This window comes from Porphyromonas pasteri (genome assembly GCF_014647755.1).
Taxonomy (GTDB): Bacteria; Bacteroidota; Bacteroidia; order Bacteroidales; family Porphyromonadaceae; genus Porphyromonas; species Porphyromonas pasteri.
In genome coordinates this window covers 52,119-70,976 of the sequence record NZ_BMPU01000006.1, presented here as the reverse complement: position 1 = coordinate 70,976, position 18,858 = coordinate 52,119, and the positions used below count along the sequence as shown (strand labels likewise).

Here is an 18,858-nt window from a genome sequence, read left to right as displayed (position 1 = left end):
TCGCGGCCTCGCCTATTTATAGAGTTCCCTTTTTGTCGGGACTATCGAAGCATCTGACGGTAGTGCCTATCGATCTCCTTGCGGGCTTCGTCTGTGGGCTCGAAGGCGGGTGCAGACATCGTCTCAAGGACGGAGGCATCGGTCTTCTCGTTGAGCTTCGGGATGAAGACGTTCACGTTGACTAAGAGGTCACCCTTGCCGTAGCCATTGACCGAAGGTAGTCCTTTGCCACGCAGACGGAGGACCTTGCCTGGCTGAGTGCCTGCGGCGATGTTCACACGTGCCTTCCCGCCGATCGTAGGTACCTCGACGGAGCCACCTTGGGCGGCTGTAGGTACGGAGATGAGGAGGTTGTAGATGAGGTCATTGCCATTGCGGATGAGATTGGGATCCTCTTCTTCCTGGATGACGACCTGCAGGTCACCGGGGATACCACCGCGGGGAGCTGCGTTCCCCTTGCCTTGGACGGAGAACTGCATGCCTTCGGCGACCCCAGCAGGGATGCGGAAGGATACGACCTCTTCGCCGATCTGCGTGCCCTTACCCTTACAGAAGCTACAGGGCTTGGTGATGACCTCGCCCGTACCCTCACAGGTGGGGCAGACGGACTGCGTCTGCATCATGCCGAAGATACTGCGCTGAGCGGAGATGACGACGCCCGAGCCGTGACACGTGTCGCACTGCTTCTTGCCGTCCTTCTCCATAGTGCCGTCGCCGTGACAGTGGGAGCAGGCGACTTGCTTCTTCACCTTGAGCTTCTTCTCTACGCCCTTGTCGATCTCCTCGAGGGTGAGGCGGACGCGAGCGCGAAGGTCGGAGCCGCGCAGGACCTGACGGCCACCGCCGCCGCCACCGCCGAAGCCTCCGAAGTCAAAGCCTCCGAAGCCACCACCTCCGAAGAGGTCACCGAAGCGGCTGAAGATATCTTCCATCGACATGCCTCCGCCGAAGCCACCGCCACCGCTGGCGGCGCCGCTGCCGACGCCGGCATGACCGAACTGGTCGTAGCGCTGACGCTTCTCTGGATCGCTCAGTACGTCATAGGCCTCAGCAAGCTCCTTGAACTTCTCTTCGGCCTCCTTGTCCCCGGGGTTCTTGTCGGGGTGATATTTGATGGCGAGCTTACGGTAGGCCTTCTTCAGCTCTTCGGCTGAAGCGCCCTTAGCTACGCCAAGGACTTCATAGTAATCTCTCTTTTCTGCCATAGATAGTTTCTCCTTTCCTTACTGACCTACGATCACAGAGGAGTGGCGTAGTACCTTGTCGTGGAGCTTGTAGCCCTTCTTGACGCAGTCGATGATCTTACCCTTGAGGCTCTCCTCGGGGGCGGGGAAGGTGGCGATGGCTTCGTGGAGCTCATCGTCGAAGCTCTCGCCCTCGGTGGGGATAGCTGTGACGCCCTGACGGCTGAGGTAGTCCACGAACTTTGAGTAGATCAGGTGCACGCCTTCCTTGAGGGCATCAAGGTCGGTGGCCTTGTCGAGGTTCTGCAGGGCGATTTCGAGGTCATCGACGACGGGCAAGAGGTCGGTGAGGGCCTTCTCGCCACCGCTGCGGATGAGCTCGCTCTTCTCCTTGAGGGTGCGCTTGCGGTAGTTGTCGTACTCGGCGACCAGACGCAGGTGCGTGTCCTTGAGTTTGTTGAGCTCAGCCTGAAGCTTGGCTTCGGGCGAAAGTTCCTCGGCTGGACTCTCGGTCAATTCTTCCTCTTGAGGCTGAGCCTGCTCGTTTGTCTGACAATCTGTCTGTTCTTCTGCGGCTGTCTGCTCGTTGCACTCCAGCTCTTGATCTTTGATTTCTTCGCTCATATTATTTATTGTTATTTGCTATATATTAGTGGCTTACACCGTATGGAGGGGCGGTGTAGGCGCTATCATTATCCTCCCGATCGTGCTGTGTCGTGCGGGAGCTATTTACCTTCGTGCAAATATGATACCAATCTCTTAGCAGGCGGGGAGTGGGGGAGAAAGAATCAGGGGATCCAGCTGCAAGCGGTGCGGCTGGATCCCCTGACTCTTGGTGCTCGGGAGTGCGATGCTCCTTAGTCGGGGAGGATGAGGCGCTCGAAGCCGGGAGACATCACCGTGCGGAAGCCCGTCTTCTCGTCACCGAGGATGAGCATGTATTCGACCCCAGGGAAGTTCTGTATCAGTGCGGGGACGTCGGCTGCCATGCGGGTCATGCAGGCCGTCGCCAGCCCATCAGCGAGCATACACGTGGGGGCGATGATCGTTGCACTCAGCACGTCCGTCTGGATGGGATAGCCCGTGTGTGGGTCGATGGTGTGGGCGATCTTCTTGCCATTCAAGACCTTGAAGTTGCGGTAGTTGCCCGAGGTCGCCAGCCCGCCAGCGGTACGGGGGAGCTGTACGCGCACCTGGAAGTCATTGATGACGCCCGCAGGGTCTGCGATGGGCTTGTCGACACCGATGACCCAGCTCTCACCTCGTGAGTTGGTGCCCTCGAAGGCGATCTCCCCACCGAGCTCGACGAGGTAGCTCGTCACGCCACGGCGCTTGAGCATGCGTGCCACGAGATCGGAGCAGTAGCCCTTGGAGATGGAGGAGAAGTCCATCTTCATACGAGGGTCCTCCTTGATCATGCGCATGCCGTCGAGGTGGATCTTGTCGAAGCCCACGAAGGTGCGGACGCTGTCGATAGCTTCGGGGGTGACGCTATCGGTCTTCTTCTTCTCGAAGCCGAAGCCCCAGAGGTTGATGAGTGGGGCGCAGGTCACGTCATAGCTCCCACCCGTGTGGCGCGAGATGACGACGGACTGCAGGAAGACCTCGCGCAGCATCGAGTCCATGAGCTGTGACTCATTGCGGTTGATCGCTGAGATGAGGCTCGTGGAGTCGAAGGGATTGAGCGAGTGGCTGAAGGCATGGAAGGTCGAGTCAACGGCCTCCGAATAGTCCTTCTGGGCATTGTACTGGATGGAGAAGGTCGTCGTGAAGACCTCCCCCGTGAGCTTGGTGTAGTCGCCTTCGCTACCGCTCCCAGACTTCTGGCACGAGCCGAAGCCGAGGAGAAGGGCAGCAGCCAGCGCTACGTGGCGTAGGTGGTGCATAGCGTGTGTGTATGTGGAGTTAGATTTCTTCGTCGATCCTGTAGTCGTTGCGGTCCTGCGACTGACGTGCCAGCAGCTCTGCTACAAAGCCCGAGAGGAAGAGCTGCGTCCCGATGACCATCGCCGTGAGTGCGATGAAGAAGTAGGGGCGGTCCGTGACGAGCGGTGCAGGCGTACCCGTCCAGATGTGGAAGAGCTTACTGCACAGGACGACGGCCAGCGCGAGGAAGCCGATGATGAACATCAGGCTCCCGCCGAGCCCGAAGAAGTGCATGGGCTTGCGGCCGAAGGTCGAGGTGAACCACAGCGTGATGAGGTCGAGGTAGCCATTGACAAAGCGGTTGAGGCCGAACTTACTCGTGCCGTACTTACGCGCCTGATGCTGTACGACCTTTTCGCCGATGCGAGAGAAGCCCGCCACCTTCGCCATGTAGGGGATGTAGCGGTGCATGTCGTTGTAGATCTCGATGCTCTTGACGACCTCGGAGCGATAGGCCTTGAGCCCGCAGTTGAAGTCGTGCAGGTTGTCGATGCCCGAGAGCTTACGCGCCGTAGCGTTGAAGAGCTTGGAGGGGAGGTTCTTGCTGAGGACGGGGTCGTAGCGCTTCTGCTTCCAGCCGCTGACCAGATCGTAGCCCTCCTCCTTGACCATGTGGTAGAGGCCAGGGATCTCGTCGGGGCTGTCCTGCAGGTCAGCGTCCATCGTGATGACTACATCGCCTTGGGTGCGGGCAAAGCCGCACTGCAGACCGGGGGACTTCCCATAGTTGCGGCGGAACTTCACGCCACGCACATGGGGATTCTTCTCGCGAAGCTCCTGGATGATGCGCCAGGAGTCGTCCGTGCTACCATCGTTGATGAAGATGATCTCGTAGGAGAAGCCATGCTCCTCCATCACGCGTCGGATCCATGCCTCGAGTTCGGGCAGGGATTCGGCTTCGTTATATAGGGGTATTACGACAGAGATGTCCATATATCTATCTTATTTGCGACGTAGGATGAGCCCCGTGATGAGGCCCCAGATCCCGCCCAGGATGATCGTCAGGCAATAGTCCGTCCAGAGCCACTGCCAGAGGGTGATACCCTGCATCTGCAGGATCATCTCACGCATCTGAGCGGTCGCCCCTGGCATCGTGCGCAGGGCTTCTTCCCAAGCCGCCAGGAGCGCAGGCATCGCATAGCGGAAGTAGAAGTACTGAGGGATGAAGGCCAAGATACCGCCGAAGACGTGCAGGAGGACGACGTAGCTGAAGCCTTGACCAGCCTTGAAGGGCCCCGTGGGGTAGAAGTAATCTCGATAAGCTCGGGCACCACGATAGGCCACGATGGGCACGATGATGACCCCGAAGAAGTAGAGAATCTGTAGGAGGGGTACCTGTAAGCTCAGTATACGGGCGGTGTACATCACGACGAGGATGAGCCCGAAGGTCAGGCCGGCACGTGCTGCCGATGGGATGAGGGGGGAGGGATGAGGTGTTGTCGACATCAGTTATCTATTCTTGGGCGCAAAGGTACGACTATTCTCGTGGTTATCCAGACTTTAGCCTCTCCCGCGCATTCCTGTGGGGTAGGGTGAGGAGGGGCGGGAGGTACGACTTCCTCGCTCGGTGAGTTACGCCTGATCGTACCTCGCTGGTGGTGTGAGGAAGGGCAGGGTAAAGGCACTCCGATTAGCCCGCTATATTTCAGTGACTTACTTGGGGTAGAGCGTGCACTTATATAGCGCCCCTATTTCGACCACTATTGGTTTGCAGTGGAAGTACTATGGGTTCGTGGTATGAACCACTATTGGATCGGAGTATGAACCTATATAGGTCTGCGGGTGAACCACTATTGGTCCGCATACGAACCTATATTGGTCGCGACGTGGACCTATATAGGTCGACTCAGTGACCAATATAGGTCGTCACGCCTCCAGAATCAGAGGAGGAGCAGTGATGTGCGCAAGGAGCGGGTCGCAGAGCAGTCTGGTGAATGGCGTATATTTGTATAGATACACACTGAATACATGAATCAATCAGCATGAAGCGACTATTCACCCTCGCTCTTAGCCTCGTCGCCGTCCTCGGTGTGCAGGCCCAAGAGCTTCTCGTCGGGACGTACAACGTCCGCTACCAGAATGAATCCGACGCCAAGCAGGGCAATGGCTGGAGCCAGCGCTGCCCCGTCATCTGCGAAATCCTCTCCTACGAAAGCCCCGATATCTTCGGCACGCAGGAGGCGAAGGTCGGGCAGATCCATGACCTTCTGAAAGGACTTCCCGAATACGACTACATCGGTGTCGCCCGTGATGATGGGCGTGAGGAAGGCGAGTATTCCGCCATCTTCTACCACAAGGGGCGCTTGAAGAAGATCCGCTCGGGTAACTTCTGGCTCAGCGAGACGCCCGACCGCCCCGCCCTCGGCTGGGATGCTGCCTGCATCCGTATCTGTACGTGGGGCGAATTTGAAGACCTGCGCACTCATCAGCGTCTGTACTTCTTCAACCTCCACCTCGACCACGTCGGGCGTCGGGCGCGTATGGAGTCCGCTCGCCTCGTCATGAGCCGTATCCGGAGTCTCGTGCCTGCGGGTGCTTCTCACATCCTCACGGGTGACTTCAATGTCGACCAGACCGATGAGGTCTATGGCCTACTGACCTCGACAGCCCTCCTTCGCGATTCGTATGCTATCGCCGAGCGTAAGTTGGCGCCCAACGGGACGTTCAATGCCTTCGACACCGAGCTGAAGACGCCGAGCCGTATCGACCATATCTTCGTCTCACCTGACTACCGTGTCTTGCGCTATGCCGTGCGTACCGATAGCTACTGGACGGAGCGTGAGGACGCTACCGAAGAGGGGAGCAGCCAAGCCCCCGCCGAGGTGCGCCTGAAGAAGCACGTGCGTCGCGCTCCCTCCGACCACTATCCCGTCTTTGCTCGCCTGAGCTATGATAGGGATGCCGAGTGCGGCACTGCCCATATCTCCCGCAAGCACACTGCGCCTCAGAAGCGATAGGCCTAAGCGCCCAGCGATATAAAGAAGACGCCCCGCCTTCCACAGTGGAAGACGGGGCGTCCGTTGTTTTGCACCTACCTTATGGGTAGGCTATGCGAAGCGTCTCTTAGGAGAGCTTTTCCTTAAGGGCAGCCAGTGCATCGAGGTCACCGAGGGTAGCCTTCTCCGTAGCAGCGTTGGTAGCAGCGACGGCAGCGGCAGCATCCTGGTGGCGAGCCTGACGGTCAGCGCGCTCTGCACGCTCGCTTGCACGAGCTTCAGCCTTAGCTTCGTCTTCGAAGGTGCGGCTGTGAGAGACGATGATGCGGCGAGAATCCTTGTTGAATTCGATGACCTTGAAGGGGAGCGTTTCGCCCTTGACAGCCTGCGTACCATCGGCCTTGACCAGGTGCTTAGGCGTAGCGAATGCTTCGATACCTTCGGGGAGAGAGATGACAGCGCCCTTCTCTACGAATTCGCGGATCGTACCTTCGTGGATCGTACCTACGCGGTAGTCAGCTTCGAAGGCGTTCCAGGGGTTCTCTTCAAGCTGCTTGTGGCCGAGAGAGAGACGACGGTTTTCCTTGTCGATTTCGAGGACGACGATCTCCAGAGGAGCACCGACTTCCGTGAACTCGTTGGGGTGCTTGATCTTCTTCGTCCAAGAGAGGTCGGAGATGTGTACAAGACCATCGATACCTTCTTCGATCTCTACGAAGACACCGAAGTTGGTGAAGTTGCGGACCTTAGCCGTGTGGCGAGAGCCGATGGGGAAGCGCTTGTCGATGTTTTCCCATGGATCTTCCTTGAGCTGCTTGAGACCGAGGCTCATCTTACGCTCTTCGCGGTCGAGAGAGAGGATGACAGCTTCGACTTCGTCGCCGACCTTCAGGAGTTCCTGAGCCGAGCGGACGTGCTGCGTCCAAGACATTTCAGAGATGTGGACGAGACCTTCTACGCCAGGAGCAACTTCGATGAATGCACCGTAGTCAGCGAGGACAACGACCTTACCCTTGATCTTGTCGCCCACCTTGAGGTTAGGGTCGAGGCTATCCCAGGGATGTGGCTGGAGCTGCTTGATACCAAGAGCGATGCGCTTCTTAGCTTCGTCGAACTCGAGGATAACGACGTTGAGCTTCTGGTCGAGGCTAACAACTTCGCTGGGGTGAGATACACGGCCCCAAGAGAGGTCGGTGATGTGGACGAGACCATCGATACCACCGAGGTCGATGAAGGCACCGTAAGAGGTGATGTTCTTGACGACCCCTTCGAGGACCTGACCCTTCTCAAGCTTGCTGATGATCTCAGCCTTCTGAGCTTCGAGTTCAGCTTCGATGAGGATCTTATGCGATACGACGACGTTCTTGAAGTCCTGGTTGATCTTGACGATCTTGAACTCCATGGTCTTGTCGACATAAGCATCGTAGTCGCGGATAGGACGGACGTCGATCTGTGAGCCAGGGAGGAAGGCCTCGATACCGAAGATATCGACGATCATACCACCCTTCGTGCGGCACTTGACGTAGCCGCGTACCACTTCGTCCTTCTCGAGGGCTTCGTTGATACGATCCCATGAGCGAGCGACACGTGCCTGACGGTGTGAGAGGACGAGCTGTCCCTTCTTGTCTTCCTGTGATTCGATGAAGACCTCGACCTTGTCGCCTACCTGGAGGTCAGGATTGTAGCGGAACTCAGCTGAGTTGATCGCACCTTCGCTCTTGAAGCCGATGTTGACGAGTACTTCGCGCTTACCAATCTTGGTAACCGTACCGATGACGATCTCCTGATCCTTAACGTTGTTCAGGGTGCCATCATAAGCGGCTTCCTGCTCCTGACGAGAAGCAGAGCACGCTATCTCTCCCTTCTCAAACTCATCCCAGTTGAAGTCCGCGATGGGCTTGATCTCTTTCAAATTTTCCATTTGTTAAACTTACTATGAATTACACACGAGTGCTTCTGCTGGTGCATAGCACATGACTTGTGACCCAGCAAAGTGGACATCAAGCGATGCACTACCCCCGCAAAAGTCAGCGCAAATGTACGAAAAAGTCACGTACTTATCCCCCACTGTCACTGTCTTTTTTCATACACTCTGCGACTGCCCCACCGAGAGCCGGCTGTATAGACGCACGCAGCCCCGCTCCCGAAGGCTCGGAAGCGGGGCTGCGTATGCCCTATTCAATAGGTAATAAGGAGGTTACTGCACTTCCTCGAGGCGTACAGGAGCGAGGAAGTCACGCGATACGATGATCGCGGTGAAGGGGCGTATCTCAGCGGTCTTCATGTCTTCGCCACGCTGCACCTTGTAGGTGAGGACAAGGTTGCCCTCGGCGTCCTTCTTCAAGCGTACGGGGAGGATCTCCGTGGAGATCGTCGTAGCAGGGAGGACGACGGGGATGACGAACTCACGCTGCCAGTCGATCTCGGTGGGCTTGTCCGCCATGGTCGTAGCCATACCGAGGTGACGATTCAGCCCCTCTTCGCTCGTGAGGGTCGCAGGTAGGGAGTCCTGAGCTGCAAAGTAGTTCTCTGCGATGCGGTAGGGAAGGCTGTCGGGGTTGGCCACGACGCTGGCAGAGGGCTGAGCGGTGCTATCCTGCGCGGACTGCTCGCTCTGTCCGCCACCGCAAGCTGTCAAGGCGGAGAGGCTTAGTGCTAAGCCAAGGAGGATCTTATTTGCTTTCATAATGATCGTGCTACTCTATAAGCGAAACGATCAAAGGTAGAGCTTTCATATCAAGTCCTTCCTCAGCCGTCTACAGCTTGATACCGATCCCGATGTCGCCGTAGGGGGCGAAGTACTCGCTGCCTTGGCTCCCGAGGAAGGGGCTGCTATAGCGTCCGCCGATCTCGATCTTGGCGTAGATGACATCGCCGAGGACGGACACAAGGCCGAGGCCTGCCTTTGCTCCGTAGCGATAGCGCCACGGACCGCGGTAGAGGCGGTTGAAGACGACGCCTGCGGTGCGCGTCTGCACGTCACCACCTGCCACGACATAGAGCCCGCTATTGATTTCCTCTTGGCTCTTCTCACGCCCTGTGTACCAGCGAAGCTCAATGCCCGCCGTGGGGAGAAGCATCGGGAAGGTGTACTCGAGGGGAGCACTATTCTCCTTGTCGAGGAAGCCGACGGGGTTGGTGTGGAGCTCGTAGCCGGCGTGTGCGCTCGCCACCAGTCCCAGTGGTAGGGCTTGGTGGTAGGCTAAGCGGCTATGTAGGCCGAGCTCGACGACGGTGGCGGAGTGTACGCGGTCTTCGTTCTGCGCAGTGGCGCGCTGGCTGACCCCGAGGCAAGCGAGGAGGATAAGAGAGAGTAATATCTTTTTCATGGCTGCAAATATAGGCGAAATAGCCTTAGTACTGCGGGTCGGGTAAGCTTCCCGCAGGGGAGGGATTTCGTACCAGTACTGGTCACTGAGTGGACCAGTACTGGTAGCTCATGGTGACCAGTACTACTTCGCATCGTGACCAGTACTGCTCGGAGCGGTGACCAGTACTGGTTCGTTTTACCCCTCTGAGCGGTCACTGTATAAAGCAGACGAGCCGCCAAGTACCCCGGCGGGGTGACTTGGCGGCTCGTCGTTAGGGGGACGAAGGAATTACTGGCGTGCAGCGAGCTCCTTGTCGAGGAAGAGGATAGCAGCACCCTCAGCCATGCGGACGCGTTCGATGAGGTTCGTAGCGTTAGCTTCTTCTTCGACCTGCTCGCGGATGTACTTCCAGAAGAAGTCCTGCGAAGGCATATCCTTCTCTTCAGAAGCGATGCGCACGAGGCCTTCGATCTTCTCGGAGACGAGGCATTCGTGGTGGTAAGCCTTTTCAGCGATCTCCAGGGGAGAGTTGAACTCCGTCTCTACTGCAGCGACAGCCTTGATCTCGACCTTGCCACCGCGCGTGATGACGTAGCGCATCATGTCTTCGGCGTGAGTCAGCTCCTCCTTGTACTGCATATAGTACCAGTGAGCGAAGCCGTCGAGGCCCTGCTGAGCGAAGTAAGTGGACATAGAGAGGTAGGTGTTCGCGGAGAACATCTCTAAGTTGATCTGCTCATTGATAGCAGACTGCATTCTTTCTGAGAATTTCATTGTCTTGTTTATGTAGAAGTGATAATAGTAAATAGCGGGTCTTGCGTCTTGTCTGTATGGGAAGCCCCATCGGGTATGCGTACCCACGGGATCCCTATTTATATAACTACAAGATACAGGGCATAATTGTTCGCTCCGTGTCCTTCGTGATGTCGATTAGTCCTCGAGATGGGTGAAGTCGAGGCGTGTGACGGAGCCGAAGCCGGGGAGGGTAGCGAAGGCATCGACGAGGCGCACCTCACCAGTGATCGCACGGGCGCAGTTGATGACGCCGCCGTGGCAGAAGACGAGGATCTGCTTATAGCCCTCACGACGCTTCTCGAGGAGGAAGTCCCGCACGCGAGCATACTGCATCATCAGCGACTCACCGCCAGGAGGGACGCCTTCGATGTAGCGGGCGAAGAACTGATCCACAGGCTCGTCCTTGATGATCTCGGCCCAAGGCTGACCCTCCCAATGGCCGAAGTTCATCTCCTTCAGTCGGTCATCGAGGGTGGCGAAGCCGTAGCCACAGAAGTCCGCGAGCTTGCGGGCGCGCTGTAGGGGCGAGGAGAAGACGCCGTCGAAGCTAAGACCTTCGAGTGCGGCGCGTGTGACGCTGGCCTCCTCCTCGAAGGTGGGGCGTACGTCGATGTCCATATCGCCGTAGCACGTCTCATTGCCGTCGAGGACGACAGACGTGTGGCGTACAATATATACGTGCATAAAGATGTGTGGGGATAAGAGCGTGAAGAGGTGAAGCCTGCACGCCGTGCGGACTACTCTTCGTCGAAGGAGCGGCGCTTGCCACCATGCCCGCGATGCTCAGAGCGAGCGGGGCGGGTGTTGCGTGCACTGCCGCGGCGGCCACTATTGTGGTGGCGGAGGAGTCGTTCGTCGAAGACTTCTTCTTCGTCGCCCCAGCCTTCAGTGCGAGCCTTATGGGTGCGCTTGTTCTCTGGGTTGTTCTTGCTCGTCTTGCGCAGAGCAGCGCTCTTCGGAGCGGAGAGGATGCGCTGGCTCTCGGCGCGCTCGCTGCGGCGGTCGCGGGTACGAGGGCGCTCGCTATCCTTCTTGAGCTTGGTCTGGAGCTTCTCCTCGGCGACATGCTCTTGGATAAGCTCCTTGACAGGGAGGTCTACTTCGTCGAAGAAGACGACATCGGTCTCCGAGACAAGGTCGGAGAGCTGGGCGCGACGCCCGTTGATCTTGACGCGACCGAGGCGGATATACTCCTCGACATCACGTCGAGAGCCCAGGCCAGCGTCGCTGATCAGCTTATTGATACGTAGTTTCATTCGTGGAGAAAGGGCGGGAAAAGGGTGGCGCTATGAAGCTGCGCCTTCGCTGAGAGTGAGGACTGCCTCGAGGATGCGCTCGGGACGAAGTGCCCTTGAGCAAGCGAAGTCGAGCCCCGTGTGGCAGTGCTTATTGTCCCCAAAGATACTACATGGACGGCGAGGAGCATCCTCGGGCTGTAGACAATCCTCCAGGCGCTGGCCTATACCGAGGAATCCAGCTGCGGGATGTGTGCAGCACCAGACGGAGAAGACACGCGTGCCGACCATGGACGCCAGGTGCATATTCGCGCTGTCCATCGAGATCATAGCGTCCATCGAAGCGATGAGGATGAGCTCGTCTGAGAGGTCAAGCCGCCCAGCGACGGAGTGGACATGAGGGCGGTTCGTAGCCCACTGCTCTATCTGCGCTTGCTCCTTGCCACGGCTACCGAAGAGGAAGATCTCGAAGCGCTCGCTCTCCTCGATGAGGCGGAGTGCCTCCTGCATCAGAGCGGGGTCGTAGGTCTTCGCCCGTGTCGAGGCGAAGGGAGCTATGCCGAGACGCAGGCGTCCAGGCGTAGGCTGAGTCAGCTCGGGGTGGAGCCGCTCGAAGGTCGCACGGAGGCTGGGGTGGATGGCCACTGGAGGGATGGCCTCGGGGACGCTCAGCCCCGCCGAGCGGAAGACCTGCTGATAGAGGCTCCACATCGGCGGCAGCGGCGTGAGATCCTTCGTCGCACTGTCGGCGACGAGGCGGCGTCGCCCCTCACGGGGCTTGATGAGGTGCTGCGTGGGTACGCCCGTCAGTCGGAGGATCGAGCGGAGTACCTTGGTGCGCAGTACGTCGTGCAGATCCAGTACCGCATCGAAGTGCTCATGCCTTAGGCGCCGAGCATAGCGCAGCAGTCCGAGGAAGCTACGCTCCTCGCCACGACGGATGTCGATAGCCATCCCCTCGACATTGTCGGGGGCATCGAGGAGGAGCTCCGTGAAGAACGGCTGGGTGAGCAGGATGAACTCATGCTGCTCGTTGGCACGTGCTACGGCGTAGAGCAGGGGGATGAGCATCGCCACGTCGCCCATGGCAGAGAGGCGGATGATGAGGTAGCGGGCCACAGATAGCGGGTAGGAGTGGTGAGACTACAAGGTCTGACCCTTGAGCATAGGGTTGAGCTCGGGGTCGTTGTACATCTTCATCTGCTTGTAGACCTTCATGTACTTACGACCAGCGGCGATGTCCTCGAGGAGCTCGTTGATAGCTGTCGTGAGGTCAACCTCTTGCTCGCGTAGGGTGCGGAGCTTGGAGGCGCACTTCTCACGGAGTGCTTCGTCGGAGCCAGCCTGCTGGACGGCCTTGTTCATATTGTAGATCTTCAGCGCGAGGATGGAGAGACGGTCGATAGCCCAAGCGGGGCTCTCGGTGTTGATCTTGGCATCGGGGAGGGACTTCACATCCGCGAAGTGGGTGTAGAAGAAGCTGTCGATGAGCTCTACGAGGTCGGTGCGCTCTTGGTTGCTGCGGTCGATACGGCGCTTGATCTTCAGCGCTTCGACGGGGTCGATCTCGGGGTCGCGGATGATGTCCTCGAGGCACCACTGGGCGTTGTCGATCCAGTTCTTGCGGAAGAGGTCATGCTCGATCGTGTGCTCGGGGTAGGGGTTGCCTGTGCAGGGTGTGTCCACGCTGCCTCGTAGCTCGTAGGCTTGGATAGCTTCCTGGAAGATGCGGATAGCTAATTGGCTGAACTGCTTCATATCTTATCTGAGCGCCTTATTAGTGTCAGGTGTAGCGCCTATCAAAGATAATGAAAAAGGTGTATTGTCCTAATGGACTCCGACTTACCTCTATCGGCGGGTCCGATGCTGTCGGAAGGCGGTGAGGTAGAGGCGCAGTTCGTAGTAGTCAAGGCGACCCTTGAGGGCTTCGTGGATGTCCTTCAGCCCCGCCTCATCACCCATCTTGGCGAAGAGTGGCGCGAGCTCGTCGAGCTGACGGCTGTCGATACCTGCTTCTTGCTCTGTGAGGAGGCCCTTCTCGAGAAGCTGCGTGATATGCCCGTAGATGGTGCCGACGTTGAGCTTACGGATGCTGGCTACCTCGAGTACGGTCTTCCCTTCGCGGATGAGGTGGCACGTCTGCTCCTGTGTACTCACACGGGGCTCTCGCTCGGCGGTCTTCTTCTTGCTCTTGGTTTTGGTGGAAGGCGCACCGCTGTCGGGTACGATGTAGGGCGTCTTGACCTCGGCCTTTGCGGCTTGGAGCCACTTGCCGAGGCGCTCATCTATCTGGAGGTCGTCACGATGGAGTGGCTCGCCCGTAGCGAGTGCCTGTGTACAGCTCTCGATGCGTATGAGGCCGCGCATCAGGCGTACGGTCTCGGCATAGAGGAGGTCGAGCTCGGCGATGAACTCCTTCACCTTCTTCATACCACGGGCATCACGCTGGGTCTCGAGCAGGCTCACGAAGACTTCTGTCCAGCGGGGGAGGAAGTAGGCGAAGGCCTTACGGGTGCGCTCAGCGATGGTGGGAAGGGCAGATTCCCCTTCGGCGAAGAGGCCGTGGAGCTGCTGGACGAAGCGGTCGGCTACCTGACGCAGCTCATCGACCTTGAAGGCCTGCTCATGCGCCCAGTCCCCGAAGCGGCTCTTCTGACTACGCTCGCTCTCCATGCGGTAGCTGTAGGCGTGCTGGCGGTAGAGGTCGGCGACGTCGCTCCAGCTGAAGGCTTGGACAGCCTGCTGGAGCCAATAGCTGAGCTTATCGGCGATGAGGCACTGACGTAGCTCCTCGTCGCTGGCTCGGGTGGCTTCGTAGCCCGTGATCTCGGGCGGTACGGAGAGCGTGTCGGAGCCTAAGGGCGAGAGGAGGACAAGGCCTTCGGGGCTTCTCAGACGGGAGAGCGCTACGTAGGCTTGCCCCGAAGCGAAGACGGCCTCGAGGTCGATGGCTGCACGGTCGAAGGTCAGCCCCTGACTCTTATGTATCGTGATCGCCCACGCCAGACGGATAGGGAAGTGCTTGAAGACGCCCTGGATGTCGGGTTCGGTATCGCCCGTGTCCTCGTTGAGGCGGTAGCGGGCATTCTCCCAGCTGTAGGCGGGTACGTCGAGGAGTTCGCCATTCTCCAGCCGCACGATGAGCTTCTTTTCGGTCATCTCCTCGACGGTAGCGAGCATGCCATTGTAGAAGCGGCGGGGCTGCTGGAGGTCGTTCTTGATGAGCATGACGCGCGCGCCGACCTTCAGGCGGAGCATAGGCTCGATGGGGTAGAGGTGGTCGGGGAAGTCCCCTGCGATGCTGGCGTGATAGTCTTGGTATGCCCCAGGGAGGGCCTCGAGAGCCTTGCGGTTGATCTCGTCAGCACGGGCATTGTGCGTCGTCAGCGTCACGTAGCCCTCGCTCTTGATGGGATCGAAGGCGAGGTTGATACGTCCACGGAGCCACTGCATATCCTCGGGGGTGAGGGCGCTGTAGCGCAGGTGGTTCAGGAGGTCGATGAAGCCGGCATCCTGCTGGCGGTAGACGTGAGTGAGCTCGATATAGAGCGGGGGATACTTCTGCAGGACGTGTGCGTGGAAGAAGAAGAGGCTGGGGTAGTACTGGCGCAGTACGTCCCACTCCTGTGGCTTGACCACGGGTGGGAGCTGCATCAGGTCGCCGATGAAGAGCACCTGCACACCGCCGAAGGGTAGCGGGCTTCTACGGACGCTACGCAGGAGGAGGTCGATGAGGTCGAGTGTGTCGGCACGGAGCATACTCACCTCGTCGATGACCAGCAGCTCGAGGGCTCGGAGGAGGCGGATCTTACGCTCCTGCAGATGGATGTGTCGGCGGAAGTCCCGTGGCGTGACCAGTAGCTGATTGGGCGTCGACGGGAGCTGGGCCATGGAGTCGGGGATGAAGGTGCCGATAGGGAGCTGTAGAAGGGAGTGGAGGGTCGTACCACCTGCATTGAGGGCGGCGATACCCGTGGGAGCGGCGATGACGCAGCTCTTGTAGGTGTGCTCCTTGATATAATGTAGTAGGGTCGTCTTCCCCGTGCCGGCCTTCCCCGTGAGGAAGATGTTGCGGTTGGTATGGGCGATGAAGGCCTGAAGGTACTCTTTGCGCTGCATGCTTAGGCGGCCAAGATACGTGACACGAGCTCAGAGTAGAGCTGGCTCGTAGGGATGTTGGCATCTACCCCCTTCGAGTAAGCGTCGATGAGGCGTATCTGGTGGATGATGGCGAAGGTCTGTGCGGCCGAGTAGCCTCGACGTGCCAGATCGTAGTCGCGGGCGACGAAGGGCTGCACGCCGAGGAGGGAGGCGATGCTCCGCTCGTTGGGCTGGGCGATGTAGTAGACCGCCATGAGGTTCGAGAAGAAGCCGAAGAGCGTGGAGAGCGTCATCTGGATGGGATGGTTGCGCTCGTCGGAGGCGAAGTACAAGGCGATGCGGTAGGCACGGGCAGCGTCACGGCGGATGAGTGCCGTGAGTAGCTCGAAGTTGTTGTACTCCTTGCTCACGCCGATGTAGTATTCGATGACCTCGGGGGTGACGGTGCGGGTGCCCTTCTCGGAGAGGGCAAGGGCGATCTTCTCGACTTCGTTGAGGATCTTCTCCAGATCATTCCCCGTGCTGTCGGCCATCAGATGGGCCGTGCGTGGGTCGATATCAAGCTGGCGTGCGGCGAAGCTCTTGATGATGAAGTCGGGGATCTTCGAGTCGTACATCTTCGTGGACTCGAAGAAGCCCCCTCGCTCGCTGATGGCCTTATAGAGCGCCTTGCGCTTGTCGGCCTTCTTCTTGTAGCAGAGGATGAGGCACGTACTCTCGGGGAGCTCATCGAGGTGGGCAGCGAGGGTGTCGAGGTCGCGCACCTGCTGGGCTTCGCGCACCAAGACGAGGACCTGCGAGCCCATCATAGGGAAGCGCAGGGCTTCGAGGAGTATCGTGCGGGCATTGACCTCAGCACCATAGAGGATACTCTGATTGAAGTCCTGCTCCTCGGCGGGAATCAGTTCCTTGGCCGCAAAGGAGGCTATCTGGTCTATGAAGAGGGGTTCGTCTCCAGCGAGCAGGTAGACCCGCTGGGGTTTGCGTTGCTTGAGCGAACGGATGATCTCGTCGTACGTGGGCATCTATACTATATTTATGTACTTTCGTGGGTATGAGCCCAATGAAGTACTCTCTACAAAGATAAGCATGATCGAGCTAAACCTGCCGAAGTGTCGCCTGCGTCTGGAGCAGCGTGAGGGCAAGCCCTATGTCTATGATGAGCTGCGGCGTAAGTTCGTCCGCCTCACGCCCGAGGAGTGGGTACGCCAGCACTTCGTCCATTATCTTATCGATGTCTTAGGCTATCCCCAGCCCTTGATGCAGAATGAAGTGGCACTGCGCCTCGGAGAGACCTCGAAGCGATGCGACACCCTCCTCTACGACAAGGTGCTCCGCCCGCAGATGATCCTCGAGTACAAGGCTCCCCACGTCGCACTGACAGAGACCGTGCTGCAGCAGATCGTCCGCTACAACTATGTCCTGCGCGTGCCATACCTCGTCCTGAGCAACGGCCTCGACCATCTCGTCTGCCGTATTGACTACGACACGATGAGCTATACCTTCCTCTCCGAATTCCCCTCCTATGACAGCTTAGAGTGACGGAGCTTCCCCTACCGCCTAATACCGACACACCATGGAAGCCTTCCTACATTATATATGGGCGCACCGCCGCTATACGGAGCTGATCCCTCAGGGCGCTCTTGCTGGTGCCCGCATTGAGGTCCTTGACCCTGGGGTACTCAATGTGCATGCTGGCCCCGACTTCTTCGCCGCCAAGGTGCGGATCGATGACCTCCTCTGGGTGGGGGCGGTGGAGATCCACCACGCCTCGAGCGAATGGCACCAGCATCATCACGATACCGACCCCGCCTACCGATCCGTCATCCTCCACGTCGTAGAGCAGGATAATCGCCCCGTCCGCTATCCCTCGGGTGAGGCACTACCTACCTGCCTCTTGATGGTGCCCGAAGAGCTTCGCCCCGAGGCTGCTGCTTTGCTCTCTGCAGAGGCGAAGCTTCCCTGCGCAGACCACCTCGCATCCGTCCCCGAAGAAGAGCGCCGTATGTGGCTCTCCTGTCTCTCGCGCAGCCGCCTCTCCCGCAAGGTCGCGGCCGTGCGTCAGCTCCTTGAGCGGAGCGAAGGCGACTGGGCGCAGGCCCTCTATGCACTCTTCCTCCGTGCGCTGGGCTTTGGGCTAAATGGCGATGCGATGGAGCGCCTGGCCTTTGCCCTGCCCCTGCATCTCCTTCTCAAGCATCGCGACCAGCTCCCGCAGGTCGAGGCACTCCTCCTCGGCTCGGCAGGCCTCATCGACTACCTCCCCGACGAAGCGCTCCGTGAGGAGCGTCAGCGAGAATACGCCTTCCTCGCCCATAAGTATGGCTTGACGCCTCTTCCGCAAGGCACTTTCCGTCGGGCACGAACTCGCCCCACGGGCCTCCCCGAGTATCGCCTCCTCCAGCTCGCCACACTCATCGTGCATACTCCGCTCTGGGGGAGTGTCTTCCCTGAGATGCCGAGCATGGAGGCGCTGATGACCCTCTTGCGCCATCCCCTCCCTGCACACTACTGCGGTGGGAAGTGGCGAGGGAGCGGGATGCTCTCCGAGGAAGCCGTCGCACATATCGCTATCAACGTCCTCGTGCCCTATCGTGAGGCCTGGCGTGCCCACTACCAGCGGGTAGGGGAGCCGGTGGGCGAAGAGCTGCGCCTCGACAAGCTCCCTGCGGAGACGAATCACGTGACCCGACTCTTCGCCGAAGCCGGTCTCACCGCACGCTCTGCTCAGGAGTCGCAGGCCCTTCTTCAGCTTCACGCCGACTACTGCACCCCTCAGAGGTGTCATCGCTGTCCCCTCTCCATCTCGCCTTCTTCTTGCTTGACTTGATCCTCGCTAAGGCGCTACCTTCGCCTTATCGCGCGTATTCCTCTTATATAGCGGAGGAAAAAGTGCTGTTTTTGCGCGGGAAAAAGCGCCTTCCCGTAGTACTTTTCCTCTGTCTATGCACGTAGTCTTAAAGACCTGGTGCGTAAATCTAAATAGCCACGTACGTAGATATTAGAGCCACGTACGTAGCCCAAAGTTATCTGCCACTCGTCTACAACTTTGTATCCATACGCGGAGCAACAATCAATAGTGATTCATATACGAACCACTATTGGTTGATGCCCCTAACCTACATTGCTTCACCCAGCGACCAATATAGGTTCATACTCCTGCCCTTCCGATGGTGATACTTCGTCGTGGGGCATCCGCTACGTCTGTGCTATGTGGGGCGGCGAAATGCTGTCATATTGCCGGGAAAAAGTCTGCGCTTTTGGCAGAATGTGAAGTTTTGTAGGGGTGGATTAAACATTGGCACCCTCTTTGACTCTTATAAGGTAAAGGGGCTTCCCCACCACCCACCTATGTCTGAGGTCGAGTGCG

Annotated in this window: 18 protein-coding genes; 3 read left to right on the top strand and 15 right to left on the bottom strand. The window is 58.6% G+C overall.

Features of this window, described 5'->3' with window-relative positions; all coding sequences use genetic code 11:
* Positions 1-41: 41 nt before the first annotated feature.
* The 5 genes from dnaJ to IEX77_RS08250 all read right to left on the bottom strand — a co-directional run bounded on the left by dnaJ (position 42) and on the right by IEX77_RS08250 (position 4,556).
* Positions 42-1,205: a molecular chaperone DnaJ gene (gene dnaJ, locus IEX77_RS08270; RefSeq protein ID WP_188808507.1), complete on the bottom strand. Its 1,164-nt coding sequence runs from the start codon at positions 1,203-1,205 to the stop codon at positions 42-44.
* An 18-nt stretch (positions 1,206-1,223) separates the two neighbouring features.
* Positions 1,224-1,808: a nucleotide exchange factor GrpE gene (locus IEX77_RS08265; RefSeq protein ID WP_188808506.1), complete on the bottom strand. Its 585-nt coding sequence runs from the start codon at positions 1,806-1,808 to the stop codon at positions 1,224-1,226.
* A gap of 233 nt (positions 1,809-2,041) precedes the next feature.
* Entirely contained in the window at positions 2,042-3,070 is a 1,029-nt protein-coding gene (locus IEX77_RS08260) for an FAD:protein FMN transferase (protein ID WP_188808505.1), read from the bottom strand.
* 19 nt (positions 3,071-3,089) lie between these two features.
* Positions 3,090-4,043, bottom strand: a complete 954-nt coding sequence (locus IEX77_RS08255; RefSeq protein WP_188808504.1) for a glycosyltransferase family 2 protein — start codon at positions 4,041-4,043, stop codon at positions 3,090-3,092.
* 9 nt (positions 4,044-4,052) lie between these two features.
* Complete coding sequence (locus tag IEX77_RS08250) at positions 4,053-4,556, bottom strand: DUF4199 domain-containing protein (RefSeq protein ID WP_188808503.1); 504 nt, start codon at positions 4,554-4,556, stop codon at positions 4,053-4,055.
* Positions 4,557-5,092: 536 nt separating this feature from the next.
* Here IEX77_RS08250 and IEX77_RS08245 point away from each other — a divergent pair.
* A complete protein-coding gene (locus tag IEX77_RS08245) occupies positions 5,093-6,067 on the top strand; it encodes an endonuclease/exonuclease/phosphatase family protein (protein WP_188808502.1) in 975 nt (324 codons plus the stop codon).
* Between the two features lie 106 nt (positions 6,068-6,173).
* Here the strand turns inward: IEX77_RS08245 and rpsA are convergent, their stop codons facing one another.
* The 10 genes from rpsA to holA all read right to left on the bottom strand — a co-directional run bounded on the left by rpsA (position 6,174) and on the right by holA (position 16,513).
* Positions 6,174-7,967: a 30S ribosomal protein S1 gene (rpsA, locus tag IEX77_RS08240; RefSeq protein WP_188808501.1), complete on the bottom strand. Its 1,794-nt coding sequence runs from the start codon at positions 7,965-7,967 to the stop codon at positions 6,174-6,176.
* A 276-nt stretch (positions 7,968-8,243) separates the two neighbouring features.
* Positions 8,244-8,732, bottom strand: a complete 489-nt coding sequence (locus IEX77_RS08235) for a hypothetical protein (protein WP_188808500.1) — start codon at positions 8,730-8,732, stop codon at positions 8,244-8,246.
* A 70-nt stretch (positions 8,733-8,802) separates the two neighbouring features.
* The gene (locus tag IEX77_RS08230) at positions 8,803-9,375 is read right to left on the bottom strand and encodes a hypothetical protein (RefSeq protein ID WP_188808499.1); all 573 of its coding nucleotides are present in this window, start codon (positions 9,373-9,375) and stop codon (positions 8,803-8,805) included.
* A 270-nt stretch (positions 9,376-9,645) separates the two neighbouring features.
* Complete coding sequence (locus IEX77_RS08225) at positions 9,646-10,131, bottom strand: ferritin (protein WP_188808498.1); 486 nt, start codon at positions 10,129-10,131, stop codon at positions 9,646-9,648.
* Between the two features lie 156 nt (positions 10,132-10,287).
* Complete coding sequence (locus IEX77_RS08220) at positions 10,288-10,836, bottom strand: histidine phosphatase family protein (protein ID WP_188808497.1); 549 nt, start codon at positions 10,834-10,836, stop codon at positions 10,288-10,290.
* Positions 10,837-10,889: 53 nt separating this feature from the next.
* The gene (locus tag IEX77_RS08215; protein WP_188808496.1) at positions 10,890-11,408 is read right to left on the bottom strand and encodes a S4 domain-containing protein; all 519 of its coding nucleotides are present in this window, start codon (positions 11,406-11,408) and stop codon (positions 10,890-10,892) included.
* Positions 11,409-11,438: 30 nt separating this feature from the next.
* The gene (locus IEX77_RS08210; RefSeq protein ID WP_188808495.1) at positions 11,439-12,506 is read right to left on the bottom strand and encodes a glycosyltransferase family 9 protein; all 1,068 of its coding nucleotides are present in this window, start codon (positions 12,504-12,506) and stop codon (positions 11,439-11,441) included.
* 24 nt (positions 12,507-12,530) lie between these two features.
* Positions 12,531-13,145, bottom strand: a complete 615-nt coding sequence (locus IEX77_RS08205; protein ID WP_188808494.1) for a DUF4254 domain-containing protein — start codon at positions 13,143-13,145, stop codon at positions 12,531-12,533.
* Between the two features lie 90 nt (positions 13,146-13,235).
* Positions 13,236-15,506, bottom strand: a complete 2,271-nt coding sequence (locus IEX77_RS08200) for a helix-turn-helix domain-containing protein (RefSeq protein ID WP_188808493.1) — start codon at positions 15,504-15,506, stop codon at positions 13,236-13,238.
* Positions 15,507-15,508: 2 nt separating this feature from the next.
* A complete protein-coding gene (gene holA, locus IEX77_RS08195; protein ID WP_188808492.1) occupies positions 15,509-16,513 on the bottom strand; it encodes a DNA polymerase III subunit delta in 1,005 nt (334 codons plus the stop codon).
* Positions 16,514-16,577: 64 nt separating this feature from the next.
* On the opposite strand from holA, the gene IEX77_RS08190 reads away from it, so the two are divergent.
* Together IEX77_RS08190 and IEX77_RS08185 are read left to right on the top strand one after the other, a co-directional pair.
* Positions 16,578-17,030: a type I restriction enzyme HsdR N-terminal domain-containing protein gene (locus tag IEX77_RS08190; RefSeq protein WP_188808491.1), complete on the top strand. Its 453-nt coding sequence runs from the start codon at positions 16,578-16,580 to the stop codon at positions 17,028-17,030.
* A gap of 34 nt (positions 17,031-17,064) precedes the next feature.
* Positions 17,065-18,318, top strand: coding sequence for a DUF2851 family protein (locus IEX77_RS08185; RefSeq protein ID WP_188808490.1), 1,254 nt, complete (start codon positions 17,065-17,067; stop codon positions 18,316-18,318).
* Positions 18,319-18,858: the final 540 nt, after the last annotated feature.